We start from the raw sequence: 21193 nt of genomic DNA, 5'->3' as shown, positions 1-21193 counted from the left end.
GTTCCGGAGTGGACACCAACGTCAATCGCCGTCGCCTGCTGGGGCTGGGCACGGTCGCCGCCGCGGGCGCGGTGCTCGGGTCGGCGCAAATCGCTCAGGCCGCCGAAGAGTCCGAATCAGACACTCCCGCCGCCGACGCTTCGGCTGCCGCGCGCCGGATTTCCGCGGTGTACGCCAGGGAAACCGCGAAGGCGGGCGGCACCTGGTCGTCCTACGTCAGCGTCGCGGATTCCGCCGGAAACCTGGTGCCCGCCGTGTCCGAGCGGGCGGACGAGGTCGTCGAGGCGTACAGCGTCAACAAGATCGCCGTCGCCACCGCGGTGCTCGACAAGATCGACCGCGGGCTGCTCACCCTGGACCAGCGCGTCGACGTCACGGCCGACATCGTCATCAAGGACACCGACGGCATCTTCGCCCTCGACGGCGCGTACCCGAGTTCGGTGACGCTCGGGCACGCGATGGCCGCGCTGCTGACGCTGTCCGACAACACGGCCGTCCGCCTGTGCGGGCTGGTCTGCCCCGCCGCCGAGCTCAACGAGATCCTGCGCGGCAAGGGATTCGTGCACACCCAGGTCGTTCCCGTGGCGAACCCGAACCGCTTCTTCCTCGGCAGGACGACGCCGGCCGAAACGCATACGCTGCTGCGGAAACTGGTCGGCGGGACGCTGCTTTCGGCGAAGTCCACCGAGTACCTGCTGAACATCCTGCGTTCGCTGAGCGCGTTCACCGACGGCGTGCGGCTCGGGCTGACCTCGGCCGAGCGGCTGCGGGTCGCCACGAAGGCGGGCTGGTTCAACGACGGCCGCAACGAGGCCGGGGTGATGTTCAGCGCGGACGGCAAGCCGGTCCTGACCTATTCGCTGTTCGCCTCCGGCGAGTTCGCGGGCGATCCGGCGGTGAACAAGGACGACTACGCCGCGACGCATCCGGCGTTGAAGGCGCGGGCGAAGCTCGGGAAGACGATGTTCCGTTCGGTCGAGAAGCTGACGGCGGCCACCGCCCGCACCTACGCGACCGCTCCGTATCGGGCGACCAACGGCGGCTGAAGGGGGCGGGGTCGGTGCTCATGTCGCGAAAGCCACTTTCGGGACATCAGACGTCGCGAAAGTGGCTTTCGCGACGTGCTGTGCCGGCACCGAGGCGACGTCGCATCACGATCGACCTCTGGAGCCACCCGCCGACGTTGCGAAAGCCACTTTCACAACGTTGAAGGTTGCGAAAGTGGCTTTCGCAACACGCCTTATCCCTCAACAGGCCACCATGAGTTCAGTTACTCCAGGGCGGCGAGGATCAGCGCGGCCATCGCGGCCGGATCCCCGTTTTCCGGGCGCAGCACCAGATCCGGGCTCTCCGGCTGCTCGTAGGGAGCGTCGACCCCGGTGAACCCGCTGATCTCGCCCGCCCTCGCCTTCGCGTACATCCCCTTGGGGTCGCGGTCTTCGCAGACTTCGAGCGGGGTGTCGACGAAGACTTCGAGGAACGGCAGCCCGGCCGCCTCGTGCGCGGCGCGGGCGAGTTCGCGGTCGGCCCGGTACGGGCTGATCAGGGAGACCACCGACACCACCCCGGCGTCGGCGAACAGCTTCGCGACCTCGGCGACGCGTCGGACGTTCTCGGCCCGGTCGGCGGGGCTGAAGCCGAGGTTCCCGTTCAGCCCGTGCCGGAGGTTGTCGCCGTCCAGCAGGTACGCGGGCCTGCCGGACGCGACCAGCCGCCGCTCCAGTTCCACGGCCACGCTCGACTTGCCCGACGCGGAAAGCCCGGTGAGCCAGACGGTGAGCCCGCGGGTCGCCCGTTCCGCCCTGCTGACCGCCGCGGTGTGCCAGACGACGTTCGACGCGGTCACGCTCGGGCCGGTGATCATCCCCGCCGCGACCGTCGCCCCGGAATGCTCGTCGATGAGGAGGAAGCCGCCGGTGGAGCGGTTGCGGCGGTAGGAATCGAACAGCAGCGGTTGCCGGGCGCGCAGCCGGATCCGGCCGATTTCGTTGAGGGACAACGACTTCGCGGTCTCGTCACGGTGCAGGGTGGTGACGTCGAGCCGGTAGTCCAGCTCGCGGATCTCGGCCTTGGTCTCCCTGGTGGTGTGCCGCACGAGGAAGGTGTTGCCCGCTTTCAAAGCGCCTTGTTCGGAGAACCAGCACACCATCGCGTCGACGTCCCGGCTGGTGTGGGGCCGGTTGCCCGGGCGGCAGATCAGGTCACCGCGGCCGAGGTCGAGGTCGTCTTCGAGTTCGATCGTGACGGCCTGCGAGGCGAAGGCTTCGCTGACCGTGGTGCCACCCGGGCCCCAGATCGCGCGCACCGTCGTGGTGAAGCCGGACGGCAGTACGGCGACCTCGTCGCCGGGTTTGAACACCCCACCCGCGACGGTGCCCGCATAGCCGCGGAAGTCGCGGCTGTGCTCGCGGATCACGTACTGCACGGGGAATCGCGCGTCGATGAGGTTGCGATCCGAGGCGACGTGCACCTGTTCGAGGTGGTGCAGCAGGGAAGTCCCTTCGTACCAAGGCATACTGGCACCGCGGTGCACGACGTTGTCACCGTGCAGCGCCGACATGGGCACGAAGGTGAGGTCGTGCACCTGGAGTTTCATGGCGAAGCGGCGGAACTCCTCGCGGATCTCCTCGAAGCGCTCCCGCGACCAGCCGACCAGGTCCATCTTGTTAACGCACAGCACCAGATGCGGGATCCCCAGCAGGCTGGCCAGGAACGCGTGCCGGCGCGACTGTTCGAGCACGCCTTTGCGGGCGTCGATCAGGATCAGCGCCAGATCCGCGGTGGACGCCCCGGTGACCATGTTCCGGGTGTACTGCACGTGTCCCGGTGTGTCGGCGATGATGAACTTCCGCCGGGGCGTGGCGAAGTAGCGGTGGGCGACGTCGATGGTGATGCCTTGTTCGCGTTCCGCGCGGAGACCGTCGGTCAGCAGCGCGAGGTTCGGGTACGCCTCGCCGCGGTCGCGGCCGGCACGTTCGATGGCTTCGAGCTGGTCGGTGAACACCGTCTTCGAGTCGAACAGCAGACGGCCGATCAGGGTCGACTTCCCGTCGTCGACACTGCCCGCGGTCGCGAGGCGGACCAGCGAAGCGCTCATCAGAAGTAGCCTTCCTTCTTCCGGTCTTCCATACCCGCCTCGGAGATCCGGTCGTCGGCGCGGGTGGCGCCGCGTTCGGTGAGCCTGCTGACCGCCACCTCGGCGACCACCTCACCCGGCGACGTCGCCGTCGACTCGACACAGCCGGTGCAGGTCGCGTCGCCGACGGTCCGGAAGCGAACCGTTGCCTCGTAAGGACTTTCGCCTTCGTTCAGGGCGAGGAACCGGGTGCGCGCGAGCAGCATGCCGTCCCGCTGGACGACCGCACGCCGGTGCGAGTAGTAGATCGACGGCAGGTCGACGTCCTCGGCTTCGATGTACTTCCAGATGTCGAGTTCGGTCCAGTTCGACAGCGGGAAGACGCGGATGTGCTCGCCCTTGCGGTGCCTGCCGTTGTAGAGGTCCCAGAGCTCCGGCCGCTGATTGCGCGGGTCCCATTGGCCGAACTCGTCGCGGAAGCTGAACACGCGCTCCTTCGCGCGGGCCTTCTCCTCGTCGCGCCGCGCTCCGCCGAACACGGCGTCGAAGGAATGCTCGCGGATGCCGCGGAGCAGGGCGGCGGTCTGGAGACGGTTGCGGCCGGCCTTCGGGTCTTCGACGACCCGGCCCGCGTCGATGTCGTCCTGGACGCTGGAGACGACGAGCCGGAGCCCGTACGCGTCGACGGTGCGATCACGGAACTCGATGACCTCGTCGAAATTGTGCCCGGTGTCGACGTGCATCACCGGGAACGGCGGCGGCGACGGCCAGAACGCCTTGGCCGCCACGTGGAGCATCACCATCGAGTCCTTGCCGCCGGAGAACAGCAGGACCGGCCGTTCGAAGGTCGCCGCGACCTCGCGGAAGATGTGCACGGCTTCGGCTTCCAATGCTTCGAGGTGGGTGAGCTCGTATGCCGGGGACGCCATCGTGACCTCCGTGGTTCGAGATCAGAAAAGTAGAACAAGTTCTTGTGCTTGGTCAAGGGCTGGGGGACGCTGTCGGCATGGACCTGGTCGCACTCGAAGAGATCCGTCGCCTCAAAGCCCGCTACCTCCGCTGCCTCGACCTCAAGCTGTGGGACGAGATAGCCGAGACCCTGACCGCCGACGCGCACGCGCGTTATGGCACGCCGTCGTACGGCAAACCGCTGACCTTCGAAAGCCGTGAAGCGATCGTCGAGTTCTTTCGGAACGCGGTCGGCCCCGGCGTCACGACGGTGCACTTCGCCGGGCAGCCGGAGATCGACGTCGACGGCGACACCGCGACGGGCAGCTGGCTGATGCGGGACAAGGTGATCGTGCCCGAGCACCGGGTGGTGATCGAGGGCGCGGCGTACTACGAGGACACCTACCGGCGGGTGGACGGCGTGTGGCTGACCGCCTCGACCCAGTACGACCGGCTGTACGAAACGATGATGTCGATGGACGACGTGCCGAGCCTGAAGCTCACCGCGAACCGGTGGGCTTCCTGACGTGCAAACCCGGAACATGCGTGATTGAAGCCGTAACTCGCGTGTCTGAAGCCGTAACTCGCGTGTCTGGGGCCGGAAGACAGTGCCGATCCCGGCTCGGGTGTGTTACGCCTCCAAGCACGCGTGTTACGCCTCCGATCACGCGTGTCTCGTGCCTGAACACGTGGTCTGCGCATTTGGTCCTCTGGATGCGGTAGTTGCACGCGCAAGGACCGCATTCAGAGGACTAAACGCGGGGGTGGCGGCCGCCGGATTCGGCGGTGACGGCGTCGGCGGTGGCGACCAGCGCCGCGCCCCGCCGCGCGATCTCCGCGCCGGTGATCGGTTCGCCGACCGAAAGCGTGAGCACGAGCTCTTGCCGACCCGAAGCGTCGAACGTCGGCGCGGCGAGCAGGCTCACCGCGTGCTTGCGACGCGGCTCCAGATCGGCCCCGAGGTAGACGCGCTCGCCGAGGCTCGACACGAGCTCTCCCACCAGGCCCCGCACCTCCGGCGGGAGTTCCTCCGCGCCGACGCCCGCCATGAGCGCGTAGAGCCGACGGCCCGCGGAAGTCAGGCTCTCGACCAGGTAACCGTGCTCCCGGCATTCGGCGACGACGCGGCGAAGGTGTGCTTCGTCCAGTCGCACCGGAACCGCCGGCGGTTTGGCGAGCCACGCGTCGAACGCCGCGTCGGAATCCCACAGCACGTACATCAGGCCCACCGGCGGCGCGAACGGGTAGGTCTCGCCCAGTTTGATCCGGCCGGGGCCGGCGCTCTGCAGCATCAGGATCCGGTCGCCGACCACGGCCGACGCCGTGCACGTGGCGCCGTATCGCCTGCTCAGCTCCTCCAGATGACGGCGCGCGACCTCGCTCGCGCCGAAGCCTTCGCTGGCGACGCGGCCGGCGGCGACCATCGCCGGGCCGAGCCGGTACGTGACCGGCTGAGGGTCCCGGACCAGGTAGCCGCCCGCCGTCAGTTCGGTGACGATGCCGAGACAGGTCGGTTTGGCCAGGTCCAGCTCGCGGGCGAGTTCCGAGAGGCCGAAGCGACGGCCTGGGTGCGCGGCGAAGAAGTCGAGCAGCCGCACGACTCGCTCGGTGGGCGGTGAGCGCCGGGTCATTGACCCATCCTTAGAACGCGTTCTAGTCTGATGGCACGAAGAACGTACCAAGCCGGTACGTATTTGTACCAGTATGGGGAGTCGCCGGTGCTCACTCAACCGTTCGCGGACGCGATCGTCGAAGCCGAGAAGATCATCGCGGAGGCGCCGCACATCCGGACCGAACAGGATCTGGTCGAGGGATACGACTACCTCGCCGGCAGCATCCGCGCGTCCCTGCAGATGGCGTGGGCCTACGAACGGGACTATCCGTTCTTCACCCAGTCCACCGGGCCGTACACGAAGATGGGCCTCGACAACCCGGACACGCTGTACTTCAACGCGAACATCCGCGAGGACCGCGAATACGTCGTCACCGGGACGCGGGGGAGCACGGCCGACGTCAGTTTCCAGGTCCTCAACGGCGACTACTCGCCCGTCGAGGTGCCGGACAGCCTCGCCGCCTTCGACGACCGCGAGATCGAGATCGCCGAGGACGGCTCGTTCGAACTCCGCTTCGGACCGGCGAAACCCGACCCCGGACCCAACTATTTCGTGCTCGGCCCTGGTTCGTCGATGCTCGTGGTGCGTGAGGTCTACAGCGACTGGGCCACCGAACGCCGCGGCACGATCCAGATCCAGTGCGCCGACACCGCGGGTGGCGCGCCCGCGCCACTCACCCGTGACGGGCTGGCCAAACGCTACGGCGTGACCGGCAAGATCCTGCTGAGCAGGCTCCGCACCTTCCTCGCCTTCCCGAAGTGGTTCTACCTGAACCTGCCGGTGAACACGATGACCGAGCCGCGGCCAACGCCGGGCGGCCTGACCACGCAGTACTCGTCGGCCGGGCACTACGAACTCGGCGACGAAGAGGTCATGATCGTGACGGTGCCGCGTTCGGACGCGCCGTATCAGGGCATCCAGCTCGGCAGCGTCTGGTATCTCTCGCTGGACTACATCAACCATCAGACGAGCCTCACCGCCGACCAGGCGCGGGTCGACCCGGACGGCAAGATCCGCTTCGTGATCAGCGAACGCGACCCGGGCCTGGCGAACTGGCTCGAACGTACCGGACACGACCGCGGCTACGTCCAGATCCGGTGGCAGCGCCTGTCCCGCGCGTTGGAGAAGGCCGACGGGCCCGAGGTCGAGGTGGTGAAGTTCGGCGAACTCGCCGACCGGTTGCCCTTCTACGACGACGCGCGCGTGACCCCACAAGAGTGGGCGGACCGGATCTCGGCCCGTCAGCAGGCCGTCGCGGCGAGGATGCTGGGATGACGGATCTCTTGCGGGACAAGGTGATCGTGGTCTCCGGCGTCGGGCCGGGGCTCGGCCGGTCGATCGCCGTCCGCTGTGCCGCCGCGGGCGCGGACGTCGTCCTCGCCGCCCGTACCGAATCCCGGCTCGCCGAAGTCGCCAAGGAGGTCGACGCGCTCGGCCGCCGCGCGGTCACCGTGCCCACCGACATCACCGACGACGTTTCGGCGGCGAACCTCGCCGAGGCCGCGGTGAAGGCGTTCGGCCGGGTGGACGCCTTGGTGAACAACGCTTTCGCCATCCCGCCGATCATGGATCTCGCCGACGTCGACCTCGCCGACGTGCGGGCCGGCTTCGAGACCAACGTGCTCGCCGCACTGCGGCTCACGCGCCTGTTCACGCCCGCGCTCGCCGAGAGCGGCGGTTCGGTGGTGATGATCAATTCGGCCGTACTGCGGCATTCCCGGCGGACGTTCGGCGCGTACAAGATGGCGAAGGCGAGCCTGCTCGCGCTCGCACAGAGCCTCGCGTCGGAACTCGGGCCGCGCGGTATCCGGGTCAATTCCGTGGCGCCGGGTTACATCTGGGCGGATTCGCTGAAGTGGTACTTCGCTTATCTGGCCAAGGAACGCGGGGTGCCGCCGGAGCAGGTGTACGCCGAGACGGCGGAGACGATCGACCTGCGCCGCCTGCCGGAACCGGACGAGATCGCCGACACCGTCGTGTTCCTGGCCTCCTCGCTCGCCCGGTGTGTCACCGGTCAGTGTCTCGACGTCAACGCCGGCGAATACCACCACTGAGAGGGAGAACATGCTGCCAGGGCGGGAAAACGTCGGCACCGTGGAGGATCTGCACGCGTCGGCGGCGAAACTCACCGGGTTGGACGACTTCGGCGGCGAGGATCATCTCGAAGGTCTCCGCGTGCTGCTGGATTCGTACGCCGGCGAGGCGGGGCTGACCCCGTACGGCAACAAGATCCATCGCGCGTTCCTGCGCGGCGCCCTGGTGGCGAGGTCGTTGAGCGAGGCCTCGTGGAAGCAGAATCCGGAATACGCCCAGGTTCCCATCGAGCGGCCGATCTTCGTCACCGGCCTGCCGCGCACGGGGACCACGGCACTACACCGGCTGCTCACCGAGGACCCGGCGCACCAGGGGCTGGAAGTCTGGCTGACCGAAGTGCCGCAACCGCGTCCGCCACGCGAGACCTGGGCGCAGAACCCGGTCTTCCAAGGGATCCAGGCGGGTTACGAGAAACACCACGTCGAACATCCCGAGTTCATGGGCCTGCACCACATGTCCGCCGACCAGGTCGAGGAATGCTGGCAGCTCCTGCGGCAGTCGCTGAAATCGGTGTCCTACGAATGCCTCGCGCACGTGCCCTCCTACTCGCGCTGGCTGGACGGCCAGAGCTGGACCGACGCCTATCACCGGCACCGGCGCAACCTGCAGCTCATCGGCCTGCCGGACGCCGGGCGCCGCTGGGTGCTGAAGAACCCGAGCCATCTCTTCGCGCTCGACGCGCTGCTGGAGGTCTATCCGGACGCGCTGATCGTCCAGACCCATCGCGCGCCGAGCACGATCGTCGCGTCGGTGTGCAGCCTGAACGAGCAGGCTTCGGCGGGCTGGTCCGACGTCTTCCGCGGCGACGTGATCGGCCGCAGCCAGCTGGACCTCTGGGCGCGCGGTGCGGAAAAGTCTTTGGAGGCAAGGAAACGTCACGATCCGGCGCAGTTCTGCGATGTCCGGTACGAGGATTTCGTCGCCGACCCGATCGGCACGGTCGAAGGCGTCTACCGGCATTTCGGGCTGCCGATGAGCGACGCCGCCCGGGACGCGATGACCGTGGTGCACGCCGAAAGCCGGTCCGGGGAACGGAAACCCGTGCACCGGTATGACCTCGCGGACTTCGGGCTCACCGCCGGCGAGGTCGACGAACGCTTCTCGGCATACCGCGCCGCCTACGACCTCTGACTGCGGTCCTTGCACGCGCGACTACCGCATTCAGAGGACGAAATGCGGGAGGTCAGAAGCCCGCGGCCGCGCGTTGCGAGGGGAGACCGCGCGTCGTGATCCCGCGCAGGACCTCGACGCGGTCCGAGCCCGGCCGCCCGAGTACCCAGCTCGACCCCGGGACCTCCTTGGCGCGTTTCTTCAGTGGAGCCAAGAGCCGCGAAGCGTCCTTGTAGGACCGGATCGCGCCGTGCCCGCACACCAGGGTCGCCAGTGAAACCGTCACCGGCAGCCCGTCGGCCGACCACGCCGTGTCCAGCAGCGCGGCGGCGACCGTGCCGATCTCGTCGACGTCGCAGGCGATCAGGAAGTCGTCCCCGCCGACGTGGCTGACGCGCATCCGGCGCAGCCGGGCCTCCAGATCGGTGAGGGTCCGGCCGAGCGCGCGGATCAGGTCGTCGCCCGCGGCGAACCCGGCGGTGTCGTTCACCGTCTTGAACGAGTCGACGTCGAGCCAGGCCGCGACGAACGGCTCCCGCGCGTTGATCCGGCGGTCGACATCCCTGGCGACGGCGTCGCTGCCGGGCAGGCGGGTCAGCGGGCTCAGCGAGACCGCCTCCTCGACCTTCGCCTCCGCGACCCCGCGGACGACCTCGTTCACCAGCACCACGCCGACACACCGGCCGCGGTCGTCGACCACCACGACGTCGTCGCCGGTCCGGCCCCAGTCCGCGTCGGTGACCAGTTCGAGGAATTCGAGCGCGCTCGCGTCGGCGTGGATCGTGTGCGGCCGGTCGGCGAGCCGCGACGCCGGCCGCTTGGCGTGCAGGGCGTGTCCGTACAACCCGGTGACCGCGACCAGGAACCGCGTCCGGTCGATCGACCACTGTGGACGGTGCCGGTCGTCGATGCCGACGATGCCGCTCGGCCCGTCGGCGGCGGCCAGCACCTCGCGTACGTCGTCGCAGGTCGCGTCCTCCGGCAGCGTGGTCGCGGGCCGGAGGAAGTCGCCGACACGGCGGGCACGGGCGGTGCCGGGGATGAACGGTCCTGGCGCGTCCGGCGCGGGCAGCGGCGCGTGGTCGCCGTCCGGCGGGGCGAGCAGGTTGCCCTGCGCGATCCGCACGCCGAGCCGCCGCGCGGACTCCAGCTGCTCGGTGGTTTCGAGCCCGGTCGCGACCAGGCGGTTGTCCGTGCGGGACGCGAAGTGCAGTACCGCCTCGACCACCGCGACGGCGGCCGGGTCGTGCGGCAGGCCGCGCAGCACACTGCGGTCCAGTTTCACCAGGTCGACGGGCGCCGAAGCGAGCAGCGTGAGCGGGAGGTCGCCGCGGCCGAGGCCGTCGAGCGCGAGCCGGAACCCGACTTCGGTCAGCCGTCGCATGCCGGTGAGCAGCAGGTCGGCGGGGATCTGCGTGAACGGCGGCCCGATCTCCAGCACGACGTCCCTGGTCCGGCGGCCCGCCAGGCTGAGCGCGTCGGTCAGCGGGTCGAACTGCGACGGCGGCGCCGCCACGGTCCGTGCGGACAGGTTCAGGTGCAGGGGGAGGGCGGCCTGCGGTTCGCGCAGCTGCCGGACGGCCTCGGCGGCGAGGCCGACGTCGACCTCGGCCAGCCTGCCGCTGCGCCGGGCGTCGGCGAGCAGTTCGTGGGCGGTGCCGCGGCCTGGCCGTGCCAATGCTTCGAACGCGACGACGCCACCGGTGTGCAGGCTGTACAACGGCTGGTAAGCGAAGCGGACAGCGATCTGCAACGTCACAAGCGAATGTTCGCGGGTGGCGGCACGAAACGAAATACGTGTCAACTGATGTTCATCGTGAAGGCACCTGGGTTACCTAGAACGGCGTAATGCACGCCACCCGATCAGGTGTTTTCTTACTGGCCATGGTGACAACCGGAAAAGCGCCGACATCGCTTCGGCGGTACCCGAAGCATCTTCGCGGCCGCTGGTGAATGCCCGCTGGAGCGCGATGGGCAACGTGAAGAACCGATCGAAGAACACCGGAACCAGTTCGGGCGGCATCCCGCACAACGCGCGCAGGCCATGCCGTCGCAATCCGTGCACGGCGCGTGCCGAAGACGGCCACAGCGCGCGGTGCGCGGCCGACGACGCCGCGGCGGGGCCTCGATCCCAAGCCAGGGCCACGGCGTCGGCCACTGGAACCGCGAGCCGGATCGACGTCGCGACGCTGTACCCGGTCGCCGGATGCACCAGCGCGCCGGCGGCCCCGAACGGCACGGTCCGGCCGCGGTGGGGCGCCGGCACGTCGAGCACGATCCGCACGCGCTCCTCGCGCCCGCGCGACGTCAGCCCGGCCGCCCTCAGACGGGCTCGCAGCCGCGCCGCCAGGACGTCGAGCGGCAGGCCCGGCCTGCGGGCCAGCGAGGTCTCCTCGACCAGGACGGTGCCGTCGCCGAGCGGCAGGACATACAGGAATCCGGACTCGGTCTCCCGCCAGTCCATGAACACGGCGGTATCGGGGCCGTCGACCAGGCGCAGCGCGTCCTCGGCCGGGAGGACGGCGCCGAACGCCGTCTGTTCGTATCGGTCGCGTCGCGGCCGGACACCGGACGCGTCGACGTACAGGCCGGTCGCGAGAGTTCGTCCGTCCTCGAGACGCACCGACGAACCTCGCTCGCCGTGGTCCACGCCGGACACCGTCCCGGCGACGACGTCGTAGCCACCGTCGAGCCACCGGCGCAGGCCGTCGTTGTCCAGCACCAGGTAGCGCCGCTCCAGGACATGCCGCCTGGTCCCGAAGGCGAGCGTGGTCGAAGGCGCGCACGCGACGGCGCTCCCGGGCAGCGCGGGCAGTTCGTCGGCGAACAACCCGTAGGTCGCCCGCCAGCGGCGGCCAGGCGCCGGGTCGACGAGGACCGTCTCCAGGCCACGCCGGGCACAGGCACGCGCGAGCGCACGCCCCGCCGGGCCGCCGCCCGCGATCACCACGTCCGTCACCTGTGTATCTCATCACGCCGCCGCGACGGATACGGTGTCACGCATGGAACAGACGGACCCGAGGACGTGGCGGCGCGATCCGGAGAGCGAAAGCGCCGGGTTCACCGACCTCGCCACGAGCCCGTTCCGGATCGACCGGGACCGGATCGCCGCGTCGCCGTTCTTCGCCCGGCTCGGCGGGGTGACGCAGGTGGTCAGCGCCGGGGGTTCCGGCCTGCTGCACAACCGGCTCACGCACAGCCTCAAGGTCGCGCAGGTCGCGCGCGCCATCGCCGAGCGGATCAACGCGAGCAGCGATTCCGCCGAGCTCGCCGCGAAACTGGGCGGCTGCGATCCGGACGTCGCCGAGGCCGCGTCGCTCGCGCACGATCTGGGGCATCCGCCGTTCGGGCACCTCGGTGAGCAGACCCTGGACCGGATCGCCCGCCACCGCTTCGGCCTCGCCGACGGTTTCGAAGGCAACGCGCAGTCGTTCCGGATCATCACCACGACCGACGTGCGCGGCCCGTCCGCCTCCGGGCTCGACCTCACCACGGCGGTGCGCGCCGCGGTGCTGAAGTACCCGTGGGCGCGGCTGCACGTGCCCGACCCGCATCCGACGTCGATGCCCGTCCAGCCGCGCGGCGCGGCCGAGCCCGCCGACGCCCCGGGCACCGGTGCGAGCAAGTTCTCCGCCTACAGCACCGAACTCGACGACTTCACCCAGGCGCGGGCCCCGTTCGACGGCCGGATCGAACCCTGGCAGCAGACCGTCGAAGCGTCCGTGATGGACACCGCCGACGACATCGCCTACGCCATCCACGATCTCCAGGACTTCCACCGGATCGGGGTCCTGCAGCACGCGCCGGTCGCCGCCGAGTTCTCCGGCTGGGTCGATCACGCGCTGGACCTGGCCGCACTGGACGACGCGACCTTGACCGCGGAACGGCGGCTGCCCGGCCGTTCGCTGGAACGGCTGCGCCGCCGGATGCACGCCAAGGACGGCTGGATCGTCGACGACGACGCCTTCACCAGCGCCGTCGCCCGTGTCCGAGCCGAACTCGTCGACGGCCTGCTCGCCACCGGGTTCGACGGGTCCATCGAGGCCGAACAGGCCACCGCCGCCTTCTCCGCGAAATGGACCGCGCGGCTCGTCGACGGTGTCCAGGTGGTGGCTTCGCCGTCGACCCGGACGGGGCATCTCACGCTGCGTCCCGCCCAGTGGCACGAGGTGCAGGTGCTGAAATTCGTGCACCGGCGGTTCGTGCTGCTGCGCCCGGAACTCGCGCTGCACCAACGCGGACAGGCGAGCCTGGTGACCACACTGGTCGACGCGCTCGACGCGTGGCTGCTCGATCGCGACGAGTTCTACCGGCTCCCGCGACGGTTGCACGACCTGGTGGAATTGGCCCAGTCCGAATTCTCCGCGCTGGCGCGGACGTCGCCGGAACTGCTCATCGGAGCGACCGGGGAACCGGTCACCGGTGCCGACGCCGTCCGCGGTCTGGCGCGCGGGCGGGCGGTCGTCGACTTCGTGGCGTCCCTGACGGACAAGCAGGCGGTGACCCTTATGGACGGCTTGTCGGGCCGTGCGTCGCAGCCTTGGTCGGACTCCTTCGTCCTGTAGCCGCGCGATTACCCTGAACGGCCCACGGCCTGCGGCCGAATCCGGAAAATACCCATCAGACGTCACCCGAACGGCGCCTGCCGCCGGTGCGCGCCCGGTACTTAGCTTGATCGAGCCGGTGATCGCCGGCGTCGGTCAGCGTGAGTCGGGGCACGCGCCTAGGAATCGGAGGCGCACGTGCGTCCAACCCGTTCTAGCAGGAGAAGAAGAACGATCCTGACCGCGGGCACCGCTGCCCTCGTCACCGCGCTCGGCCTGGTGAGCCCGCCCGGCGCGGCGGCGGAAAGCGGATCCCCGGACGCGTTCTCGGCGAACACCGTCCGGCAGATCGAGGCGTTGCAGTCGATCAAGAAGAGCCAGAACGCCGGCGAGTCCAAAGTGGACAGCCGACTGCTGGTCGAACAGAAACTCCGCGCGCAGCGGATGTCGGCTTCCGCGGTTCCCGCACTGGGGTCTGGGGCGAATGTCTCCGCGGCCGGCACCGTACTCGTGGACATTCGGGGCCAGGTCTCGGAAGAACTCCTCAAGGGACTGCGGGAATCCGGTGCGGGGATTCGCGCGGTGTCCGAACGGTACGGCAGCGTGCGCGCCGAGGTTCCGCTGAACGCGGTCCCGGCGATCGCGGCCCGCGCCGACGTCAAGAAGGTCGAGACCGCCAACGAGGCGTTCACCGCCCGCCAGCTCGCCGAACCCGCCGTCGCGGGCAAGCGCGAGAGCAAGGAAGAAAAGGCCGCCCGGATCGCGGACGAGCTGAAGAAGGCCGTCGACGCCAAGGGACAGCCGGGGATCGCCGCCGGACCGGTCAACAGCGAGGGCGACCGCGCGCACAACGCCGACACCGCGCGCCAGCAGTTCGGCGTCACCGGCGTCGGCACGAAGATCTGCGCGCTGTCCGATGGTATCGACTCGCTCGCGACCTCGCAGGCACGCGGCGAACTCCCGGCGGGCGTCGACGTGATCCCCGGCCAGGAAGGCGACGGCGACGAGGGCACCGCGATGCTCGAGATCATCCACGATCTCGCGCCGAACGCGTCGCTCGGTTTCGCCAGCGCGTTCAACTCCGACGCCAGTTTCGCCGACAACATCCGCAAACTGCGGTTCGACGCGGGCTGCGACGTCATCGTCGACGACGTCCTGTACTTCAAGGAATCGCCGTTCCAGGACTGGATCATCGCCCAGGCCGTGAACGACGTGACCGCCGACGGCGCGCTGTACTTCTCCTCGGCCGGTAACGAGGGCAACGTCACCGACGGCACTTCCGGCCACTGGGAAGGCGACTTCGTCGACTCCGGCAAGAGCGTCGGCAAATACGCCGGTACCGCGCACAACTTCGCCGGTGCCGACGGCAACCAGATCTTCCAGCCGCTCTCGAACGCGTCGGGCCGGGTGCCGGTCACATTGTTCTGGTCCGACCCGCTGGGCGCCTCGAACAACGACTACGACCTGTACCTGCTGAACGCGGCGGGCAACGTCGTCGACTTCAGCCAGGACGTCCAGAGCGGCACTCAGGACGCCTACGAGCGGGTGGACACCACCGGCGTCGCCGGGCTGCGCCTGGCCATCGTCAAGTTCTCCGGTGAAGGCCGCTACCTTTCGCTGTCCGCGCTGCGCGGCCGGTTCTCCGACTCGGCCGACGGCCTCAAGGCCTACACCAGCCCCGGCGTGACCGTCGGGCACTCGGCCGCGCGGGACGCGTTCAGCGTCGCGGCGGCACCGGCGGCCAAGGCGTTCCCCCGTGCCCTCGAACCGGGCGACCCGGCCAACCCGGCCGGTCCGTTCCCCGGTGCCTTCGGCGCGGCCACGAAGGTCGAACGGTTCACTTCGGACGGTCCGCGGCGGATGTTCTACCAGGCCGACGGCACGCCGATCACCCCGGGGAACGTGTCCTCGACCGGTGGTGAGGTCCGCGCGAAGCCGGACATCACCGCGGCTGACGGCGTCTCCACCAGCGTCACCGGCTTCACCACGTTCTACGGCACGTCGGCCGCCGCGCCGCACGCCGCCGCGATCGCGGGCCTGGTGCTCTCGGGCAACCCGGGGCTGCCCCCGGCCGACGTGCGCGAGGCGCTGATCAACACCGCCGTCGACATCCTCGCCCCCGGCCGGGACAACTCCAGCGGCGCCGGCGTCATCCTCGCCGACAAGGTGCTCGCCTACACGGGTGCCAGCCCGCAGCCGCTCGCGTCCGCTGGCCAGCCGACGGTCACCCCGGCCGACGGCGGCTCCGCGCTCGACCCGGGCGACACCGCCAAGGTCACCCTTCCGGTCACCAACCGCGGCGACGGCACCGCGACGTCCACCAGCGTCGTGCTCTCCAGCCCGACCCCCGGGGTCACGGTAGCGCCGCGGTCGAAGTCGTACGGCACGATCAGCCCCGGACAGACCGGCGTGAACGACTTCACCATCACCGTTCCCGCCACGCAGGAACTCGGGGTGCCGGTGGTGCTGAACGCGCGCGTGACCTTCGCGGGTTCGTACTCGCCGACGACGTCCACGTTCTCGCTGCCGGTCGGCACCCCGTCGCCGGTTTCGCGGGACTTCGCCTACACCGGTGACGCCGTGGCGATCCCGGACAGCGACCCGACCGGCGTGACCGTGCCGATCACGGTGAGCGGGGTCGGGCGCGCGTCGAAGCTGACGTTCTCGGTGGACGGCGCGACCTGCAACGCGGACCAGACCTCGACGACGGTGGGCATCAACCACTCGTACGTCGGTGACCTGGTCGGCACGCTGACCTCGCCCTCGGGCGCGAAGGCGACCGTGTTCCAGCGCAGCGGCGGCTCGGGCAACAACCTGTGCCAGGTCGTCTTCGCCGACAGCGCGGCCGCCGCGTTCAGTTCGGTGAGCGCGGCGAACGCGCCGTTCACCGGCACCTACAAGCCGGCGCAGGCGCTCGGCGGCCTGGCCGGTGCGGCGGCCGACGGCACGTGGAAGTTCACCGCGGTGGACGTCGCCGGTGGCGACACCGGGTCGATCCGCGCGATCTCCTTGCACATCAACGGTTTCGTTCAGCCCGGCGTGGCGGAGCGGCCCGCGGGTGTCGGGAAATCGGTGGGGCGTGGGCCGGTGAAGCCGGTGTAGTCCTCTTGTTCGTGAAGGTCCCCTTCCCTCGACTGAGCCGGCGGAAGGGGACCTTTTCGCGTGGTGGCTGGTGTCGCGAAAGCCACTTTCGCAACCTTCAACGTTGCGAAAGTGGCTTTCGCAACGCCTGCACGCGTCCGCCGTTGCCGCGAAACGGCGACAGCCGCACGGGCAGGGGCTTCTGGTTTGCCAGGCGGGTCGGGTGGTGTCGCGAAAGCCACTTTCGCGACGTCTGGTGTCCCGAAAGTGGCTTTCGCGACACCGCCGATCGGGAGCGTCGCGCTTACTCGCCCCAGCCGTGGCGCGCGTTGCGAAAGCCACTTTCGCAACCCTCAACGTTGCGAAAGTGGCTTTCGCAACACGGCCGCAGCCGGAGCGTCGCCGCGAAACGGCAACGTCCGACCCCTGCTGATCCGCGCCGAGCCCCGTACGTTGGACCCATGGCGAGGGAGCGGCAGGTGGCAGGCGGGGGGCGGGCGGTCGAGATCGCGCCGGATCGCCTCGAAGGCTGGTACGCCCGTTTCGCCGTCCGCAACGATGGCGTCCGCGAGACCGAGCTGAGCCCCCGCACCGTCACCGTCGTCGCGGGCAACGGCGTGGTGGCCGTCGCGACCGTCCCTTTCGGACCGCTGAACGCCGAAGGAACCGTGCCGGGTCTCGCCGTCGGCCCGCTCATCGACCACGCGCTGATCTCGCGGAGGATCGCGCTCCTGCTGGTGCGCCGCGGCGGGCACAGCGTCGGGATCGCGCGCGGGGGAGTGGTCGTCCAGTCCAGGACGGACCGCCATCTCGTCCAGGGCCGTTCCGCGGCGGGCGGCTGGTCTCAGCAACGGTTCGCGCGGAGGCGGGAAGGGCAGGCGCGCTCGGCGCTTCGTTCCGCCGCGGACGACGCCTTCGAGGTGCTCGTCCCGCAACTGTCCGAAGTGGACGCGGTCGTACTCGGTGGTGACCGCCGCGCCCTGGAATCCCTGCGCGAGGACAAGCGTCTCGCGTCGTTGTTCCAGCGTGCCGAGGCCCGCGTCCTCGACATCGCCGAACCGCGCCGCACGGTGCTCGAAGACGCGGCGGAGCGGGCTGTCGCGGTCGAAATCACCCTCTCCGGGCCGTGACGTCGCGCACGGTCGGATAAAACCGTTCGACACCGGCCCGTACACTGATCGCGTGGACATCCTCTTGGAGTGAGCTCCTCGTCTGCCCGACGGCAGACGAGTCGAAGCTGTCCGCTCATCCACCTTTTACCGGGAGTTCCCGTGATCACGGCCTCTGGCCTGCAGCTGCGCGCCGGCTCGCGCATTCTGCTCGACGACACCAACGTCCGCATCCAGCAGGGCGACCGCATCGGCCTGGTCGGCCGCAACGGCGCCGGCAAGACCACCTCGCTCAAGGTGCTGGCGGGGGAGGGTGAGCCGTACGCGGGCGAGGTCCGCCGCAGCGGCGAGCTCGGCTACCTCCCGCAGGACCCGCGCGAGGGCGATCTGTCCGTCACCGCGAAGGACCGCGTGCTCTCCGCGCGTGGCCTCGACACCTTGCTGCGCAACATGGAAAAGGCGCAGACCGCGATGTCGGAGCTGGCGGACGAGAAGGAACGCGACAAGGCGGTCAACCGCTACAGCCGTCTCGAAGAGCGCTTCGCCTCTCTCGGTGGGTACGCCGCCGAGAGCGAGGCCGCGCGGATCTGCTCCAACCTCGGCCTTGCCGACAGGGTGCTCGAGCAGACGCTGCAGACGCTCTCGGGTGGTCAGCGCCGCCGTGTCGAGCTGGCCCGGATCCTGTTCGCCGCCGCCGAGGCGGGCGCCGGCGGGAAATCCGAGACGATCCTGCTGCTCGACGAGCCCACCAACCACCTCGACGCCGACTCCATCAACTGGCTTCGCGGTTTCCTGAAGCAGCACGACGGCGGTCTCGTGGTCATCAGCCACGACGTCGAACTGCTCGCGGACGTCGTCAACAAGGTGTGGTTCCTCGACGCGACCCGAGGCGAGCTCGACCTCTACAACATGGGCTGGCAGCGCTACCTCGACGCGCGCGCCACCGACGAGAAGCGGCGCCGCCGCGAGCGCGCGAACGCCGAGAAGAAGGCGTCCGCGCTGCAGCAGCAGGCCGCCAAACTGGGCGCCAAGGCGACGAAGGCCGTGGCCGCCAAGAACATGGCCCGCCGTGCCGAGCAGATGCTCTCCGCGCTCGACGAGACCCGGCAGGCCGACAAGGTCGCCCGGATCAAGTTCCCCGAGCCCGCCCCGTGCGGCCGGACACCGCTCACCGCGGAGGGGCTGTCGAAGTCCTACGGCTCGCTCGAGATCTTCACCGGAGTCGACCTCGCCATCGACCGCGGGTCGAAGGTCGTCGTGCTCGGATTGAACGGTGCCGGAAAGACCACATTGCTCCGGCTGCTCGGCGGAATGGAAACTCCGGATACCGGCGAGACCATTCCAGGTCACGGATTGCGTCTGGGCTATTACGCACAGGAACATGAAACTCTCGACCATGACGCGTCCGTGTGGGAAAATATCCGTCACCTCGCGCCGGACACCGGCGCGCAGGAGTTGCGGAACCTTCTCGGCTCGTTCCTGTTCACCGGCGAGCAGCTCGATCAGCCCGCCGGCACGCTCTCCGGCGGCGAGAAGACGCGGCTCGCGCTCGCGGGGCTGGTGTCCAGCGCTGCCAACGTTTTGCTGCTCGACGAGCCGACGAACAACCTGGACCCGGCCAGCCGCGCCCAGGTCCTGGACGCCTTGCGCAGCTTCGCCGGAGCCGTCGTCCTGGTCACGCACGACCCGGGCGCCGTCGAGGCGCTGGAGCCGGAACGCGTGATCCTCCTGCCGGACGGCACCGAGGACCATTGGTCGGCGGATTATCTGGAACTTGTCCAGCTTGCGTGAGGCCTGCGTCCGTTCGGGTGCTTGATCGATGCCATCCGGCCACTGAAATGGCCCAATGTGATCGCGGTTTCAGCAGTTTTGCGCTCGTCGTCTGGCATTCCGGCGCTCAGTGTTCGATCATTGCGGCGACAGGGGCCGTTATGTGGCCCAGAACACTCTCGGCGGGAAGGCGATCGACGTGGCTGATCTCAAGAAAGGCGCGCGGATCACCGGCAACACGCGTGACAAGCTGGCCGCTGACCTGAAGAAGAAATACGAGAAGGGCTCGAGCATCCGCGCTCTCGCGGAGTCCACGGGTCGCTCGTACGGGTTCGTGCACCGGGTCCTCTCGGAGTCCGGCGTCCAGCTGCGCGGCCGTGGCGGTGCCACCAGGGTCAAGAAGAAGTAGTCACGAGGAAGTAGCGGACTGCTGCGCGGGGGGCGCAGTTCCCTTTCCAGGGACCGCTGTTTCACGGGTTTCCGCGGCCAGGAACACCAGCCTGGCACCGAGCAGGACCAGCGGATACACCAGGTAGCCGTACCTCGTCGCCGGAGTGAGCATGATCAGCGCGACGAGCCCGACAGCCATGCGCAGCAGCGCGTCCGAGCCGGTCGAGGGCGGACGGCGCAGCAACCAGACCAGGATCGCGACGGCGGCGATCCCGAGCAGGACGAAGGAAACCGCCGTGCCCACCGGGCCGAGCGAGGCGATGAGGTGGCCGGGCAACGGGCTCGCCGCCGGTGACTTGATCACGCCGATTCCCATCGGGAACCGGAAGACGTGCTCGGCGAACGCCTTGGGGTCGACCAGGTAGACGGGCACGTGCAGGACGAGGGTCGTCACCACGAGTGCCGCGGCGAATCCGCCGAGTGCGCGAGGGCCACGGCGCGTGATCAACAGGACACCCAGCACCACGATCGCGGGCGCGACGATGAGTTTCGCGCTGACCACCAAGGCCAGCACCAGACCCGACAGGATCGCGCGTCCGGTCGCGGCCAGTGCGAAGGACAGCACCAGCAGCCCGACGATGGCCAGATCCGGGCCGGCGACCGCCCAGGTCAGCGCCGTCAGCGGGCAGGCGAGCGCGAGTTGCGCGGCGCTGACCGGGATTTTCGGCCATTTCAGCAGCCGCAGCGTCAGCAGCACGCACGCGACGGCCGCCAGCGCGAACATCCAGCGCGCGTCGGTGAGGGCGTCCGCGACCGGTCCGCCGCCGAAGAGGGCGCGCGGCAGGCCGAAGACGGTCATCACCGGACCGTATGGCGTGTAATCGTTTACTTCCACCGCGCGACCGAGTGCGGTGACGTCGACGTACGGGGTTCCGTTCTCCAGAAGGAGTTTCGCCGACCGCTCGATCACCCAGACCTCGGGCTGCGCGGCCCAGGAGTTCGGCGTGACGAGCCAGTCCACTCCGGTCAGACGGCGAATGACGAGCATTCCCAACGGAAGGATCATGGCGAACAGGCCGATGGCGCCAATACCGATCCACCGCGAACCGAGCGCGCCGGACAGCGGCTTGCCGCGCCGGGCGGCGATCGCCAGCCAGCCGGTGTGGACCACGGCGAGGCCGTAACCCGCTACAGCGAAGTTCGCCCACACGCGATAGCCGTAGAACTCCGCGACGGCCGTGTTCACGACGGCGAAGATCAGGCATCCCGTGTAGAAGACCAGGTCGATGGTCAGTCGTCGCCGGTCTGGGTCGGTGGTCACCGGCTCAGGCTACCGACGCGGCGGCATCCGCCGGAAAGAGGACGCGGAAACCGGGAAGCATCCGGTGTGTTCCGGTGTTGGTCATGCGTATATCCGGGAAAACCCTCGACTATTATCGAGGTTCTGGGGGCAAAGAG

16 protein-coding genes are annotated in these 21193 nt (G+C 69.3%); 10 read left to right on the top strand and 6 right to left on the bottom strand.

Annotated elements, in window-relative coordinates; genetic code table 11:
* The first annotated feature begins 8 nt into the window (after positions 1 to 8).
* Positions 9 to 1046 (top strand): serine hydrolase, encoded by a 1038-nt coding sequence (locus NQK81_RS07955; RefSeq protein WP_257487701.1) that lies wholly within the window; start codon positions 9 to 11, stop codon positions 1044 to 1046.
* 224 nt (positions 1047 to 1270) lie between these two features.
* Here the strand turns inward: NQK81_RS07955 and cysC are convergent, their stop codons facing one another.
* Positions 1271 to 3097, bottom strand: a complete 1827-nt coding sequence (gene cysC, locus NQK81_RS07950; RefSeq protein ID WP_257487700.1) for an adenylyl-sulfate kinase — start codon at positions 3095 to 3097, stop codon at positions 1271 to 1273.
* Positions 3097 to 4005, bottom strand: coding sequence for a sulfate adenylyltransferase subunit CysD (gene cysD / locus NQK81_RS07945; protein WP_257487699.1), 909 nt, complete (start codon positions 4003 to 4005; stop codon positions 3097 to 3099). Before cysD ends, cysC begins: the two co-directional genes overlap by 1 nt.
* Positions 4006 to 4082: 77 nt before the next feature.
* Here cysD and NQK81_RS07940 point away from each other — a divergent pair, with 77 nt between their 5' ends.
* Positions 4083 to 4550 (top strand): nuclear transport factor 2 family protein, encoded by a 468-nt coding sequence (locus NQK81_RS07940; protein ID WP_257487698.1) that lies wholly within the window; start codon positions 4083 to 4085, stop codon positions 4548 to 4550.
* Between the two features lie 226 nt (positions 4551 to 4776).
* On the opposite strand, the gene NQK81_RS07935 is transcribed toward NQK81_RS07940, so the two are convergent.
* Entirely contained in the window at positions 4777 to 5655 is an 879-nt protein-coding gene (locus NQK81_RS07935; RefSeq protein WP_257487697.1) for an IclR family transcriptional regulator, read from the bottom strand.
* An 87-nt stretch (positions 5656 to 5742) separates the two neighbouring features.
* On the opposite strand from NQK81_RS07935, the gene NQK81_RS07930 reads away from it, so the two are divergent.
* The 3 genes from NQK81_RS07930 to NQK81_RS07920 are packed head-to-tail and all read left to right on the top strand — an operon-like array spanning position 5743 to position 8862.
* A complete protein-coding gene (locus NQK81_RS07930; protein WP_257487696.1) occupies positions 5743 to 6912 on the top strand; it encodes a hypothetical protein in 1170 nt (389 codons plus the stop codon).
* The gene (locus NQK81_RS07925; RefSeq protein ID WP_257487695.1) at positions 6909 to 7691 is read left to right on the top strand and encodes an SDR family oxidoreductase; all 783 of its coding nucleotides are present in this window, start codon (positions 6909 to 6911) and stop codon (positions 7689 to 7691) included. Before NQK81_RS07930 ends, NQK81_RS07925 begins: the two co-directional genes overlap by 4 nt.
* A gap of 10 nt (positions 7692 to 7701) precedes the next feature.
* Entirely contained in the window at positions 7702 to 8862 is a 1161-nt protein-coding gene (locus NQK81_RS07920; RefSeq protein WP_257487694.1) for a sulfotransferase family protein, read from the top strand.
* Between the two features lie 52 nt (positions 8863 to 8914).
* Here the strand turns inward: NQK81_RS07920 and NQK81_RS07915 are convergent, their stop codons facing one another.
* Together NQK81_RS07915 and NQK81_RS07910 are read right to left on the bottom strand one after the other, a co-directional pair.
* A complete protein-coding gene (locus tag NQK81_RS07915) occupies positions 8915 to 10600 on the bottom strand; it encodes a GGDEF domain-containing protein (protein WP_257487693.1) in 1686 nt (561 codons plus the stop codon).
* Positions 10601 to 10672: 72 nt separating this feature from the next.
* Positions 10673 to 11800: a lycopene cyclase family protein gene (locus NQK81_RS07910; protein WP_257487692.1), complete on the bottom strand. Its 1128-nt coding sequence runs from the start codon at positions 11798 to 11800 to the stop codon at positions 10673 to 10675.
* A 43-nt stretch (positions 11801 to 11843) separates the two neighbouring features.
* On the opposite strand from NQK81_RS07910, the gene NQK81_RS07905 reads away from it, so the two are divergent.
* From NQK81_RS07905 to NQK81_RS07885, 5 genes are all read left to right on the top strand, one after another.
* A complete protein-coding gene (locus tag NQK81_RS07905; RefSeq protein ID WP_126731831.1) occupies positions 11844 to 13406 on the top strand; it encodes a deoxyguanosinetriphosphate triphosphohydrolase family protein in 1563 nt (520 codons plus the stop codon).
* Positions 13407 to 13619: 213 nt separating this feature from the next.
* A complete protein-coding gene (locus NQK81_RS07900) occupies positions 13620 to 16487 on the top strand; it encodes a S8 family serine peptidase (RefSeq protein WP_257489719.1) in 2868 nt (955 codons plus the stop codon).
* A gap of 440 nt (positions 16488 to 16927) precedes the next feature.
* Positions 16928 to 17596 carry an acVLRF1 family peptidyl-tRNA hydrolase gene (locus tag NQK81_RS07895; RefSeq protein WP_257487691.1) on the top strand — a complete coding sequence of 223 codons (669 nt, stop codon included), beginning with the start codon at positions 16928 to 16930 and terminating at the stop codon, positions 17594 to 17596.
* A 141-nt stretch (positions 17597 to 17737) separates the two neighbouring features.
* Entirely contained in the window at positions 17738 to 19366 is a 1629-nt protein-coding gene (locus NQK81_RS07890) for an ABC-F family ATP-binding cassette domain-containing protein (protein ID WP_034311834.1), read from the top strand.
* A gap of 178 nt (positions 19367 to 19544) precedes the next feature.
* Positions 19545 to 19754, top strand: coding sequence for a helix-turn-helix domain-containing protein (locus NQK81_RS07885; RefSeq protein ID WP_003071237.1), 210 nt, complete (start codon positions 19545 to 19547; stop codon positions 19752 to 19754).
* Here the strand turns inward: NQK81_RS07885 and NQK81_RS07880 are convergent, their stop codons facing one another.
* Positions 19755 to 21056 carry a glycosyltransferase 87 family protein gene (locus NQK81_RS07880; RefSeq protein ID WP_257487690.1) on the bottom strand — a complete coding sequence of 434 codons (1302 nt, stop codon included), beginning with the start codon at positions 21054 to 21056 and terminating at the stop codon, positions 19755 to 19757.
* Positions 21057 to 21193: the final 137 nt, after the last annotated feature.

Origin of the sequence: Amycolatopsis roodepoortensis, from assembly GCF_024628825.1 — a bacterium.
Taxonomy (GTDB): domain Bacteria; phylum Actinomycetota; class Actinomycetes; order Mycobacteriales; family Pseudonocardiaceae; genus Amycolatopsis; species Amycolatopsis roodepoortensis.
Note: the sequence above shows the minus strand (reverse complement) of the source record. Positions and strands in the feature narration are given on the sequence as shown.